The sequence below is a fragment of the Pseudodesulfovibrio tunisiensis genome (assembly GCF_022809775.1).
Classification (GTDB): Bacteria; Desulfobacterota; Desulfovibrionia; order Desulfovibrionales; family Desulfovibrionaceae; genus Pseudodesulfovibrio; species Pseudodesulfovibrio tunisiensis.
On sequence record NZ_CP094380.1, the window covers coordinates 3242062 to 3255215 of the forward strand.

Sequence of the window (13154 nt, forward strand, 5' to 3'; positions counted from 1 at the left end):
GGTGAACATATGTTTTTGAGAATTCCTTTTTTCGGCTTGCTGGCCCGGCGGTCTCCCATGGACGGGCTGGTGGAGCACTATGACAAGATCGCGGAATGCATCGCCACCATCGACGAGTCCCTGGAGTGCTACGTTTCCGGCGGGATGTGCCGCGAATTCGAGGAACTGACCAAGACCATTGATGAAATCGAGAACCATGCGGACAAGATCAAGCGGAACATCCGCAACCATCTGCCCACCGGTTTCTTCATGGCCGTGGAAAAGCACCTGTTCCTGAACTATACCAAGGCGCAGGACAACATTCTGGACTCGGCGCAGGACGCGCTTCAGTGGCTGGCCATGCGCAAGGTGGACATTCCCGAGGACATCCAGAAGGACCTGATCTACCTGCTGGATTCCGTGGCGCGCGCCACCGTGCTGCTTGGCCCGGCGCTCAAGGCCACCATCGCCCTCGTGCACGGCGAGTCTCTGGATCGTGAAGGCACCAAGGAACAGTACCGCAAGGTGCGCCGCGAACGCGACAACGTGCGCAAGCTCAAGAACGCGTTGCAGCGCAAGGTCTACAGTTCCGAACTGGACTTCAAGGATATCTACCAGATTCTGCATTTTTCCGATTGTCTGGACAACATGGGCCACAACACGGAAAACTGCGCGGATATTCTGCGTTCCATGATCGCCCGCTAGCGGTCGGTCCGCGAAGATTTGTCGGCCAATCAAAAGCCCCTGCCTTGGCAGGGGCTTTTTTCATGATGAATATGGAAGTTCAGTGCCTTGCGGCGCGGGCCGCTGCAAGGTGCTGGCGTCCGAGTCCGGTGTCTCCCAGTGCTTTGGCCCAGTGCAGATGCACGAGCCGCAGATATCGGGCATGAATGTCCCGGGATCGGGTCAGACGGTCGCGTACAAGAGAGGCTGCGTCCGCAGCGGCAATCGTTTCGGCAAAGGTTGCGGCCCGGTTTTGCGGGCGGTGTTTCTGGTCCACTTCCTGAAAACCGGCCAGTGCCATGCGTTCCCGCTTTTCGGGATCGGCCAGCAGTTCGCGGGCGATGCGCGCGGCATCGGATGCGTTGCCCGGTTCATAGGTGGCAAGGTGCACGCCATTGGCGAACAGGTCGGCCTGCCCGTTGCCGATGGCCGGGGTGAGCAGGCACGAGCCGCAGGCCAGTGCCTCGAACACCCGGAAATTCAGGTCGCCGCGTTCCGCGATGTTCAGCACGATTCGCGCTCTGGGAAACAGCTCCTGAAAATTGCCGTGCCGTACGGTCAGTCCCGGGAACAGCTCGCCGAGTTCATGCAGAAAGGCGTGGCGTTCGGGCGTGGTTTCCGGATCGACCTTGCCCGCGAAGAGCAGGTCCCATTCCGGCTCGGGCCTCGGGTCGGGCCGGGTCTCGTTGCGCAGGGGCCAGGGCGGCAGCCACACCACCTGATCCGCTTTCAGTCGCTGGCGGAATCGAGGCAGGTGGTCGCGCAGACTCACGAACGCCATGTCGAATCCCTGCGCGTACAGGGGATACCACTCGTGGATATGGGAATCCACGGCGTAGAACGCGGTCAGACACGGGAATCGTTCGATGCCGGCCAGTGGCGGGGGCAGGCTGCGGTCCGCATACACCACCATGTCCGGTTCGAATCCGGTGCGGGTCACCAGCTCGTTCCAGTCCATGAGCCCGGGCGACTCGAACGGGATGTGCGTGACCGAAAGGCCGTGCGCGGCAAGGTGGTGATGGAAATAGATGCCGCCGACCCAGACGATGCGTTCAATCACGACGATCCCCCTTGAAGATGGCCGATGAAGTCCGTGACCCCGGCGAGACGTGCTTCCACGTAGGCAGCCGTGTACTGGGCAAAGGTCATGCGCCGGCCATATACCATGTATCGGGTTTGGGCCGTGGCAAATCCGTAGCCCATGTGCTCGGCTATGCGCGGATGCACGGGCTGTTCGAATTCCGGGAACGGGTCGCCCAGTGCGGCCAGCGCATCAAGATCGGGCAGGTCCATGCCCAGTTCGGCCAGCACGCCTGTTGCGGCGTGGTTCATGAGCATGGGACCGGGATGGTTCACGGTGTTGAAGAGCCGTTCGGTCCTGTATCGTTCCAGAATCAGGTCGAGATACTTGATCGGGGTGCGGCTTTCCCGGGTGTGTTCCCGGTCGATGGATTCGCGCAGCAGCGCGTTCAGATCGTATTTCGTGCCCGGGTCCGAGCGCAGGTACAGGACGAGGATTTCCTCGGGTGTCAGGCCTGCATCCACCAGCGAGTCCAGATACCGGTCCCGGTAATCGAAGCCCTTTTCCCCGGACCAGAGCGGCCAGTAGCCGGAAAAGAACATGTTGGGCACGCACAGGCGCGTTGCCGAATCCGGGAGTTGGGCCATGAGCCGGGCCGAGGCCAATTCGCCCCATTCCGATCCGAGGTGCTGGTACAGGAACAGGGAACAGCGCCCCAGAGCATGCGCCGGAATCGGTTCCCGGATGTAGTTGGTGAACAGCTGGCAGGCGAACTGCTCCCGGAAATCCCGGGAGAGATGCAGCCTGTCCATCAGGGGCTGGCCCTGACAGTTGGCGTGGACAATGCAGAGTCGCCGATTCATGTGCGTTTCCTGAACAGGTTGGAATAGCGGCAAAAGCCGATTCCCGCATGTACCACGGCGCGGCCCGGTATTCAACTTGGCCGGGTTCGTTTACACCCGTGGCCCGAGCGTGTATTTCATGGCGACCATCAAAGACACTCAAGGAGAATCCCGTGACTCTGGAAACGCAATTCGCGGCCGTGCTGTCGGCCATCTCTCCCGTTGACCGGTCGCTGGCCGCCCGGGGACAGGCTCATCTGGACAATTTGACCAAGCCCAAGGGCAGCCTTGGCAGGCTTGAGGACATCGCGCTGCAACTTTTTCTGGTTGGCAATGGCGAGCCCTTTTCCGCCGACCCCATGCGCATCTATACCGTGGCCGGAGATCATGGCGTGACCGAGGAGGGCGTGAGCCTGTTTCCGCAGGAGGTCACGCGGCAGATGGTGCTGAATTTCCTGAACGACGGCGCTGGCATCAACGTGCTGGCAAAGACCGTTGGCGCGCAGCTCTATGTGGTGGACGCGGGATCGTGCGGCGGTCCGTACGAGGAGCATCCCGCCCTGATTCAGGCCAAGGTTGCGCCGGGCACGGCCAATCTGGCCAAGGGACCGGCCATGACCCGCGAACAGTGCCTCAAGGCCCTGCTGCTGGGCGTGGAGCTGGCTGATCGCGCCCATGCGGACGGGGTGCGCACGCTGGGCACCGGGGACATGGGCATTTCCAACACCACGCCGTCCACGGCCCTGTACTGCGCGTATCTGGGGCTGGATCCCGAGGAAATCACCGGTCCGGGCACGGGGCTGGACAGTCGTGGCGTGGCCAACAAGGTTGCAGTCATCCGCAGGGGACTGGAGGTGAACCGGGAGGCCGTGGAGTCCGGTGATCCCGTGGAGGTTCTGGCCGCACTGGGCGGGTTGGAGATCGCGACACTGGCCGGATTGATTCTGGGCGGGGCGCGCAATCGCCAGTTCGTGTGCGTGGACGGATTCATTTCCACTGCCGCCTATGCCGCGGCCTCGAAAATCTGTCCTGCGGTGCGCGATTACTGCGTGCTGTCCCATGCTTCCGCGGAACCCGGATATGCCCGGGCCGTAAAGGCCTTGGGGCTGGAGCCGCTCCTGCACATGGGCTTTCGTCTGGGCGAGGGCACGGGTGCGGCCTGCGCCATGTTTCTGGTGCGCGGCGCGGCCAACATCTACAATGACATGGCCACGTTCGATCAGGCCGGGGTCACGGACGGGACGAAATAGTCCTTGAAGACACAAGGGCGGGCCGTGGTCAGAACCAGCGTCGAATCCGGAAGATCGCGGCCAGCCCGACAGCTATTGCGGCCATGAGTGCAATCAGGGCCGGGTAGCCGTATTCCCACCTGAGTTCGGGCATGTGTTCGAAGTTCATGCCGTATATCCCGGCCAGAAAGGTCAGGGGAATGAAGATGGTGGCCACCAGCGTCAGCACCTTCATGACATTGTTCATGCGCATTCCGGCAAGGGAAATCTGGAGTTCGATCATGCCCGTGAGCAGGGATTGCAGGGTCTGGGCCGCCTCGGCCACCTGCCGGGCGTGGTCGCGCACGTCCATGAGGTAGGGCAGGACATCCTCCGGAAACAGGTCCGTGTCCGCACGCGCCAGTTCATCCAGCACGGCCCGGGTTGCGGTGAACACGTTGCCGAGCAGGATCACTTCCCGCCGGGCATGGTACAGGTTGGTCAGGGCGGCTTCCGTGACCCTGTCCGCCAGCTCGGATTCTATGCGTTCCGCATTGGCATTGATCCTGCCGAGGGCCGCGTAATGCCGATCGATCACGCTATCCATGAGCGCGATGAACAGATAGGCCGCGCCGTAACGCCTGATCCGGGAACCCGGGGTGCGCAGCCTGCGTAGCACATGCGTCCATGTGTCGTCCTCTCCCTCCTGAAACGCCACGACCCGTTCCTGCCCCAGAAACAGGGCCAGATGTTCAGTGGTCCCCGGGCCGGACTCGCCGGGAATCAGCACCTTCAGCACCACGAAAAGCGCATTGTCGAACCAGTCCAGCTTGGTCTGCTGGCCCGTGTTCATGGCGTCCTCCAGAGCCAGGGCATGCACCCCGGCCCATTGGCCCACCCGTTTGATGAAGTCCGCATCGTGCACCCCGGTCAGGGAAAGGAAACTGGTTTCCTCGGCCCCGATTTCCGGGATGGGGGCATCCGGGGCGACACAGTATTCCCGCAGGGAGTCGCGCGTGTAGGCATGCAGGCAGATGGATGGCGTGAATTCGCGGGACACCCCGGAATAGACCAGACTGCCCGGGGACAGACCTTCCTTGACCGAGAGCCGTTTCAGAAAATCAAGCATGGTTTTCCTCCGCGCCTTCCGCCGGAGCCGGACTCGCATGGTGGAGAGTGCGGGTGGGAAAGGCGAAGTCTATGCCGTGTTCCTCGAACCGCTTGACCAGAGCCAGATTGATGGCCTGCTGCACGTCCATGTAGTCCTGATACTCCGGCGACAGCACGTAGTAGACCACCTCGAAATCCAGACTGGATTCCCCGAATCGGGCAAAGTGGGCGCGTTCCAGACTGGCCTTGGGCGTGGCGTTGATGATCTCGCGTACATATCCGGGAATGGCGGCAAGTTCGGCATGGGGCGTGGAATAGATCACACCGAAGCCGAACACCACCCGGCGCCGGAACATGCGGCGGTAGTTCTTGACCCGTGATCCGGTCAGGTCGGAATTGGACAGGATGATCTGTTCTCCGTCCAGACTGCGGATGCGCGAGGTCTTGAGCCCGATGTGCTCGATGGTGCCGCGAACGTCCGCGGAAAGAAAGATGAAGTCTCCGATGCGGAAGGGTCTGTCGAACAGGATGGCGAAATAGCTGAACAGGTCGCCGAGGATGGCCTGCGCTGCAAAGCCCACGGCAATGCCTGCCACGCCGAGACCGGCGAGGATGGTGCCGATCTTCAGCCCCATGTTGTCCAGAATGAACATGGCGGCCACGAGCCATATCAGAATCTTGACCACGGGCAGTACGGCTCTGCCCTTGTGCTCCTTGAGGGATGAGCCCTTGCGCCGCAGGTACACGTCCAGAAAGAACCGGAGCAGGCCGAATCCAAGAGACAGGCCGAGTATGGTGAAATAGATGAGGAATCCGGTGCCCGCCATTTCCATGAACCGGGGCGCGAACGGAAAGGCCTTGAAGAAGACATAGACCGCGATGCCCACGGCCAACCAGAAGAATGCGGACAGGACCTGTCGCAGCGCCAGGGAGTCCATGGCCTCGGAATGGGTTTCGGCCCAGGCAGTCAGTCTGTTGCCCAGTGTCTTGCGGAGCAGGGAGAAAAGGATCAGGGCAGCGATGAACAGTCCGGCGGTGAGCAGCAGCTCTTCCACCGGATGCTGTGCGCTGTTCCATTGGAAAATCGAGTCGAGCAGGCCTGCGGCCTTGGAGGATGTGTTTGCCATGGCCGCAGCATAGCACGTCCGATTGGTGAAAACAAAGAGGGAGCCGTTTCGTGCGACTCCCCTAACCTCAGAATTTCGGCGGCCCCAGAACGATCATTTCCGCGATGGTGTGGTCCACGCGCGGGAGGTTGCGCAGCTTTCTGCCCACAAAGGCCATTTCCAGTTTCGCCAGATCCGCATACAGGGGCGTGCGGTCCACGGCAACCGGTTCGCGTCCGGCCTCGCGCATGGCCGCTGAAAGCTCCTGACACTTCCAGCAGCCCGGGAATTCCACCTTGCGCCCGTCCGGGCGGGTCAGGAAGTTGGGCACTCCGTGCATGCGGCAGATCATGAGGCGGTGCTCGTACAGTCCGCATCTGCCCTGCCCCTCGTCGCCGAGGTTCAGGGGACACATGACGTGCGGCCTCTCGCCTTTGGCAAAGGCCAACCGGGCCTGCTCCACATAGTCCCCGGCCCGCTCGACAATGGTTTGGCGCACGGATTCGTCGAGCTGGTTCAGTCCGTGCCACAGGTAGGCCCACTCGATGTAGGTGTGGTGCTGGAAAAAGGTCAGGCAGCAGTTGCTGGTGCAGCCCTCGCAGGACAGGTTCATGGCGTCTGCGGCCTTGACGTACTGGTCGGACATGCGGGTGTATATGGCAGCCAGCTTGCGGAAGGCGGCCTTGGGTGTCAGCTTGTTCATGGCATTTCGATATGCTTGAGTATCAGGTCCGCGCACTGGTCCGGGGTGTCCCTGTCCGTATGCACGGTGATGTCTGCGACGGCCCGGTACAGGGGCTGCCGTTCATTGTACAGGTCGAGCAGCGACGTGCCCGGGGCAATGGCCAGACCTCGGCCCTCGCCGTTGCCCACGCGTTCCAGAAATGCGGATTTCCCCACTTCCAGATGCACGATGGGGCCGAGGGTCCTGAGCGTGTTCATGGCCTGTTTGCCGTAGATCACGCTGCCGCCCGTGGAAATGACCATGCGGTTGAGGCTCAGGTCGGCCACAAGGTTGTCCTCGATGCGGAGGAATTCCTTCAGCCCGAAGGTGTCCATGATGGATTGCAGGGACAGCCCGTAAAAGGCCTCCATGAGCTGATCCGTGTCCAGATGGCCCCAGCCGAGGCGTTCGGCAAGAAGCGGGGCGAGCGTGCTTTTGCCTGCTCCGGCCATGCCCACCAAAGTGACGCAGGGACGCAACTTCTCGTCGCGTTCCAGTCTGGGAAAGGGCATTGTTCAGCTCCTGACCAGGCAGACGCGGTCCTCGTCGTCGCGTTCCGAGACAAGTACGTTCACGTGTTCGTTGTAATGGGTCTCCACGCGTTTGCCCACGTAGTCGGCCTGAATGGGCAGTTCGCGGTGGCCCCGGTCGATGAGTACGAGCAGTTCCACGCGTTTGGGGCGTCCGTAGTCCAGAATGGCTTCCAGCGCGGCGCGGATCGTCCGGCCCGAGTAGAGCACGTCGTCCACGAGCAGCACCGTGGCGTTTCCGATATCGAACGGGATTTCCGTACAGTTGATCGTGGGCTGGAGTTCCAGATTCGTGGTCCAGTCGTCGCGGTAGAAATTGATGTCCAGCTTGCCCAGAGGGACCTTGCGGCCCAGCCGCTCGTCGAGCAGGCCCTTGACGCGCTCGGCAAGATCGGCGCCGCGTCGCTGGATGCCGATGATGGCCAGTCCGGATTCCTCGCCGTGGCGTTCGTATACTTCGAAAGCCAGACGTTCCAGAGTCCGGGACATTTCCTTCTCACTCAGTATGGTGCCGCATTCCTTCATGGATTTACATCCTCGCTGGTGGAGTATTCATGCACTCACCCACCTATCCCACCAGCTCGGAGCGGTCAACCGCGCGATCGGGCGGGGCAGGGACATTTTCCGAAAATAAAGTGTTGTAGGAATAATTATCGCATCGATGATTGACAAACAGCATGGGAGTCCTTACCTGTCTATTTCCGACCATCGAAAGGAGGCTTTTTTATGATCGAAGTTACCGAAGCTGCCCTGTCGCAGCTTAAAGGCTACTTTGCGGACAAGGAGGCCACTCCGGTCCGTGTGTACCTTGCTGCCGGCGGTTGAGCTGGCCCACGCCTGACTCTGGCTCTGGATGAGCCGAACGACAAGGACGAGGCTTTTGAGGCTGGCGGGTTCACGTTCCTTATAGAAAAGGAACTCATGGCCCAGACCGGAAACGTGAAAATCGACATGACCTATTACGGGTTCACCGTTGATTCCGAAAATCCGGTCGGTGGTGGCGGCAGTTGCTCTTCGGGCGGCTGCAGTTCCGGTTCCTGCTCCTGCGGCTAGACCGGGGGCAGAACAATCTGACCACCAACGCCTCCCTTCCGGGAGGCGTTTTTTTGAACTCCGGCCGGCCGCAAGGCCATGAATCATAACCAATACATCACAGGAGGCCGGCATGCTTACCCTTACCGAAACTGCAAAAGATCATCTCGACGCCTATTTTGCCGACAAGGAGAAAAGCGACATTCGCGTATATCTTGCCAGCGGCGGGTGCTCGGGCGTGGTCCTGACCCTTGCACTGGATCAGCGCAAGGATAACGACAAGGTCATTGAACAGGGAGGCTATTCCTTTCTGATCAATCCCGATCTGCTGGAATCCACCGGCCACATTTCCGTGGACGCCAGCGAATACGGGTTTCAGGTTGTTTCCGAAAACAAGGTCGGTGCCAGCGGCAGCTGCGCCTGCTCCTCGGGCTGCGCCTGCGGCTGCTGATATACATCGATCCGCATGGAACAAGACAAGGCCCCCTGACCGTTGATACGGCAGGGGGTCTTTTGTTTTTTCCTTTCATCCTTCCATGCCGGTCCGGCCGGAAGCCATGCGGCATGTCCGCCTAGTAGGCGTGCATGGTGGGACCGTCCTCCTCTTCCCAATCCTCTTCATCGGCTGCCTGTCCGCCGGTCAGCACGGCGCCAGCCTTGTAGGTCTTGTAGAAGCGCGGGCAGTCGTCGCCGCAGACATAGGCGCCGGGAGTCAGATTCCTGCCCTTGAAGGCCGGGTAGTCCTTTCCGTAGCGATAGGCGCGATGGATGTAGTTGTTGGCGATGTCGTAAGGAGTCATTGCGGACTTGGAGGCATACTGCTTGCCCTCGTCAAACAGGCAATGGGCTTCATCGCCGAAGATCGGATTCACGAATTCCCATACCACCTTGGGGGTCTTGCCGCCGGTGACCTCGATGAGGTGGCCCTGACCCGTGGAGGTGATGAAGGTATTGCCGTTGGGCAGACGCTGCGCACCGCCCTGATACATGGAGTAGAAGCTGTTGCTCAGCCTGCTCTTGTACTGCCAGACGATCCTGCCGGTTTTCGGGTCCATTTCCACGGCCCGGGAGCGGTTGCCTTCGGGCGCCTTCCAGCCGTTGTCGAAAATCAGGAAGTGCCCGTTTTCCAGAGCACTGACATGATGCGCGCCAAAGAGTTCCTGGTCACCGTTGTCGATGAAGGTGGGCGCCTTGCCTGCAGCGTGGGTGCTCGGGTTGCCCCAGCGATACACGATGTCGCCGGTCTTGCGATCGATCACGTAGAATTCGCCGAAATTGCGCGAGTTCAGGATCACGTGCTTGTTGTCCGGAGTGACGTCGACCGAATTGCAGTGGGTCCAGTCGATCACGTCCATCAGTTCGACCACGTCGCGGTCGCCCTTGAGGCTCCAGTTGATGTCGATTTCATCGGGGCCGGTACCGATGTGATCCCAGACATGCCATTCCCACACGACCTTGCCATTTCTGTCCACTTCCTGAATGTAGTCGACCCAGGTGTACTTGAAGGTCATGTCCCAGAGCTTGAGACCGCCCTCGGGCATGGCCTTGGGATCACGGCCCTTGGCAATGGCTTCCTTGTTGGTCTTCCGTTCCCAGCAGAGCACGAGGGTATTGCCGTTGGCGAGCCTGCGAAAGGAGTGGTGCTGAAGCGAGGTGTCACTGAAATTCCTGTATTGCCAGACAAGATTGCCGTCCCAGTCGAATTCCTGGAGCAGTCCTCCTTCGCCGCCGAAACCGACGGTCGCGGGCTTGTCCAGATGGCTGGCGCGCAGCAGGTGGCCGTTGGGAAGCAGTTGCGAATGTGCACCGGCCTTGTTCTCATGGCTCCATGTGTGCACCACGTTGCCTTCCATGTCGATCAGATACGTGGTCGTTCCCATGCCGGGATCGAAAAGCGTGTATCCTTCGAAAGCGGCGTCCCTGTCGTATTTCAGGACGCCCGTCGGGCCCACGAGCGCCTCGTATGCGTGAACGGGAACAGCGAACATCAGCAACAGCAATGCTGCCAATGCGGAATAGTGATAGCGTGAAAACGTATGCATGCTTCCTCCTCTAAGGAAAGTTTGATTCGTGAATATCGCAAGAAGCATGCCTTTCGGGAATATCATGGAAGCCTATGTGTCAGGGGCGATTGGCTGACAGGAAAGACGTTCAAGTGGTGCGCCGATTCGCACAATCCGGCTGCACACTGTGCGGAGTGACGTACAGCAGGGTGAGAGGTTCTTCGGCATACCGGATGCGGATTGCGGAAGAAATGCAACGACATGAATTGAAGAAATGTCGAAACATGTCTGAGAACGGATTCGAAAAATGAAAAAAAGCGGACCTTGGGGTGTACGAAAATCGCATTTTTTGAAATCGATTTTCGGCAAAAGATGTCGGTCCAATTGAAAAGAGCGCCTGCAAAGGCGCTCTTTTCAATTGGACCGCAAACCGGTTTGCCCGGCGTCCGAAAGACGGTTTCGTGTGGCGACCATTCTCTTCAAACCCTCTCATGATAGGGCCGCCGAACCGTTTTCGAGTCTGTCAGAGTCCCGCATGGCGCAATGCCTGTGTCTGCTTGCGGGTGGTTTCAAATTCCCTGAACGCGTTTCAATGCCAGTCGAAATTGCTGTTTCAAGGAAGTGGGTACAGGCAGCGAATCGTTGCGGATGGGGACCGAAGAGTGATTCGTTTTTGCCAGTTTCAGCCTGCTGAAATTATCCTCTGACAAATGAGTCTCCCTCATTTTCTGCGCGACCGTAGCGTAAAATCGATCGAAATGCGAGAGAATGAAGAGCGTTTTTTTGCATTTTTCGTATAAATGGGAAGCATTCCTGCGTCGTTGGATCGTGTTGGAAACAAAAATCGGACAAGATTGTCGAAAGGTGCGGTTCCGTTTCAGTCATTTTCCCAGCCAATCCGGGCGGCGTTCCAGGGAGATTTCATCCACGAAATTCAGCTCGCCCTTGACGATTTCATACAGGAAGATGGACATGTTCGGCCTGTGGTCATCTCGGAAATAGCTGATTTTGGGGGCAAGCCCCATGGGATCGTAGTCGCGCAATCGTTCCAGCGCGGCCTTCAGGGTTTCTCCGTTGAGCTTTCCGGCCGAGGCCGCATGCCGCATGCCTTCGGCCATGACCAGACTGGAAACAAAGCCGCGTATGTAATGGGTGGGGCGTGGCTGGTTGGCGGAATACTTCAGTATGACGGGCATTCCCGGCACATCCTGACCATAAACCGCTGCCGCCTGATTGCAGAACGTGCCCTCGGCCGCCTTGCCTGCGAATCTGGGCAGACTTTCGTCGCATCCCCATATGCTGGTAAAGAACGTGCTTTTCATGCCGAGGTTTCCGGCCGCACTGAGGGTTTCGGCCGTGGAGGACGTGAAGCCGCCGGCCCAGACGAAATCCGGTTTCCCGTTCCTGAGGTTGAGCATGCCGTCCGTCGCATATGTGGAGGAAAGGCTGGCGGTGAATTCCCCGACAATCCTGTAGCCCAGTTCCCGGGCATAATGACGGGCCGCAGGGATGGGTGATCTGCCGTAGGGGCTGTTCGGATAGGACAGGGCTAGGCGCGGGGCGCGGTTCTGTTCCCATTTTTCGCGGAAATATTTGAGAGCCGCGCGAATCTGGGTCGAATAGTCCGCTGCCGTGAAGAAATTGTATGGGGCCAGTGCCGGGTCGGCGAGATGGGCGGAATAGGATGCGGAGAACGCCACGATCCTGTCCTGCCGGAGCAGTCGGACCAGAGCGTCGGTCAGGCCTGTGCCGAAGGTCTGGACGCAGACCGGCTCGTCGGCTTCCACCATGGCATTGTAGAGGGCCACGCCCTGTTCCACGTCATAGCCCGTGTCGCGAAGGTCGAAATGGATGGGCCTGCCGTTTATCCCGCCGGTGTCGTTGATGTATTCCACCCCGGCGCGCAAGCCCTGCGCATAGGGAACGCCAACGGCCGACCCCGGGCCGGACAGGTCGATCAGCCCGCCGACCCTGATGGGTCTTTGGGCGTTGGTAAAGGGGAGGTTGCCGTCGCAGGCGGCAAGGATGAGGAACAGCATCAGACATGCGACTGGGGCAAGCCTGTGCCGGAACCGTGTAAAAAAGTTGTCTTTCCGGACGCAACGGGACTGATGCTGAAAGCCGGTTTTCATGGTCCCGGCATAGCACGTTCAGAATCTGAAAGCGTGTATTTTCTGCCGGAACCGTGCGGGGTGAGCCGGTTCGGGAAGTATCAGGACCAGGCGTCCATGAAATCCGAGGCGCCCACCAGCTTGTATCCGCGCTCCTGAAGGGCTGCAGCCACAGGGGACGGGTCCTCGATGTCCACGCGAACCACCACGATGCGACGACCGTTGTGGAAGAACGTGCCCGTGGAGATGATGGAGAGTTTCATGTTGGCGATCACGCCTGCCACTTCGTAGAGCACGCCGGAGCGGTCCGCCACCTCGATGGTGATGCGGGAGCCGCCTTCGCGATAGCCCATTTCCTCGGTGAGCACGTCCAGCATGACATTGCGGTTGATGTACCCGATGAGGGCGTCGTTTTCATCCACAACGGCCAGGCCTGCGAGGTTCATTTCATACATCATGTCCGCGGCGGCTTCGATCTCGGTTTCCGGGGAAACGGTCTGGATGTCCTTGCGGACGATCTTGCCCACGGTCAGCTTGCTCATGAGGTAGCTGAGTTCGTGTTTTTCCAGCGAGGTCATGATGCTCGGCAGGGCCGCGCTGATGTCCTCCTTGCGCACATACCCGACAAGCCTGTCGTCCTCGTCTACGACAAGGAGCATCCAGAGCTTGCTGTCTTCCAGCGTTTTCTGGGCATCCTTGACCAGGGTCTTGGGAGTGACCTTGACGAAATCACGAAGCATCTTGAGTCCGACGAACATGTACAGT

General features: G+C 59.8%; 14 protein-coding genes. 4 read left to right on the top strand and 10 right to left on the bottom strand.

All coding sequences use genetic code 11. The features are described 5' to 3' along the window. The first annotated feature begins 9 nt into the window (after positions 1-9). Positions 10-684 (top strand): DUF47 domain-containing protein, encoded by a 675-nt coding sequence (locus MPN23_RS15440; RefSeq protein ID WP_243545093.1) that lies wholly within the window; start codon positions 10-12, stop codon positions 682-684. 79 nt (positions 685-763) lie between these two features. Here MPN23_RS15440 and MPN23_RS15445 read toward each other — a convergent pair whose 3' ends face one another. Then, complete coding sequence (locus tag MPN23_RS15445) at positions 764-1762, bottom strand: glycosyltransferase family protein (protein WP_243545094.1); 999 nt, start codon at positions 1760-1762, stop codon at positions 764-766. Next, complete coding sequence (locus MPN23_RS15450) at positions 1759-2586, bottom strand: WcbI family polysaccharide biosynthesis putative acetyltransferase (protein ID WP_243545095.1); 828 nt, start codon at positions 2584-2586, stop codon at positions 1759-1761. Before MPN23_RS15450 ends, MPN23_RS15445 begins: the two co-directional genes overlap by 4 nt. A gap of 158 nt (positions 2587-2744) precedes the next feature. Between MPN23_RS15450 and cobT the strand changes: the two genes are divergently transcribed. Then, positions 2745-3815: a nicotinate-nucleotide--dimethylbenzimidazole phosphoribosyltransferase gene (gene cobT, locus MPN23_RS15455; protein WP_243547408.1), complete on the top strand. Its 1071-nt coding sequence runs from the start codon at positions 2745-2747 to the stop codon at positions 3813-3815. 28 nt (positions 3816-3843) lie between these two features. Here cobT and corA read toward each other — a convergent pair whose 3' ends face one another. The 5 genes from corA to pyrR all read right to left on the bottom strand — a co-directional run bounded on the left by corA (position 3844) and on the right by pyrR (position 7768). After that, on the bottom strand, positions 3844-4902 hold the full coding sequence (gene corA, locus MPN23_RS15460; RefSeq protein WP_243545096.1) for a magnesium/cobalt transporter CorA: 1059 nt from the start codon (positions 4900-4902) through the stop codon (positions 3844-3846). Beyond that, complete coding sequence (locus MPN23_RS15465; RefSeq protein WP_243545097.1) at positions 4895-6010, bottom strand: mechanosensitive ion channel family protein; 1116 nt, start codon at positions 6008-6010, stop codon at positions 4895-4897. Before MPN23_RS15465 ends, corA begins: the two co-directional genes overlap by 8 nt. Before the next feature lie 67 nt (positions 6011-6077). Further along, positions 6078-6692 (bottom strand): hypothetical protein, encoded by a 615-nt coding sequence (locus tag MPN23_RS15470; protein ID WP_243545098.1) that lies wholly within the window; start codon positions 6690-6692, stop codon positions 6078-6080. After that, a complete protein-coding gene (gene thrB / locus MPN23_RS15475) occupies positions 6689-7225 on the bottom strand; it encodes a homoserine kinase (RefSeq protein WP_243545101.1) in 537 nt (178 codons plus the stop codon). Before thrB ends, MPN23_RS15470 begins: the two co-directional genes overlap by 4 nt. Before the next feature lie 3 nt (positions 7226-7228). Next, on the bottom strand, positions 7229-7768 hold the full coding sequence (gene pyrR / locus MPN23_RS15480; protein WP_243545103.1) for a bifunctional pyr operon transcriptional regulator/uracil phosphoribosyltransferase PyrR: 540 nt from the start codon (positions 7766-7768) through the stop codon (positions 7229-7231). A gap of 201 nt (positions 7769-7969) precedes the next feature. Between pyrR and MPN23_RS15485 the strand changes: the two genes are divergently transcribed. Further along, on the top strand, positions 7970-8296 hold the full coding sequence (locus MPN23_RS15485) for an IscA/HesB family protein (RefSeq protein ID WP_243545105.1): 327 nt from the start codon (positions 7970-7972) through the stop codon (positions 8294-8296). 112 nt (positions 8297-8408) lie between these two features. After that, positions 8409-8726: an IscA/HesB family protein gene (locus tag MPN23_RS15490; protein WP_243545106.1), complete on the top strand. Its 318-nt coding sequence runs from the start codon at positions 8409-8411 to the stop codon at positions 8724-8726. Positions 8727-8847: 121 nt separating this feature from the next. On the opposite strand, the gene MPN23_RS15495 is transcribed toward MPN23_RS15490, so the two are convergent. The 3 genes from MPN23_RS15495 to MPN23_RS15505 all read right to left on the bottom strand — a co-directional run bounded on the left by MPN23_RS15495 (position 8848) and on the right by MPN23_RS15505 (position 13147). After that, a complete protein-coding gene (locus MPN23_RS15495; RefSeq protein WP_243545108.1) occupies positions 8848-10317 on the bottom strand; it encodes an aryl-sulfate sulfotransferase in 1470 nt (489 codons plus the stop codon). 842 nt (positions 10318-11159) lie between these two features. Beyond that, positions 11160-12317: an ABC transporter substrate-binding protein gene (locus MPN23_RS15500; protein ID WP_243545110.1), complete on the bottom strand. Its 1158-nt coding sequence runs from the start codon at positions 12315-12317 to the stop codon at positions 11160-11162. Positions 12318-12490: 173 nt separating this feature from the next. Further along, positions 12491-13147, bottom strand: coding sequence for a CBS domain-containing protein (locus tag MPN23_RS15505; protein ID WP_243545111.1), 657 nt, complete (start codon positions 13145-13147; stop codon positions 12491-12493). Positions 13148-13154 lie beyond the last annotated feature (7 nt).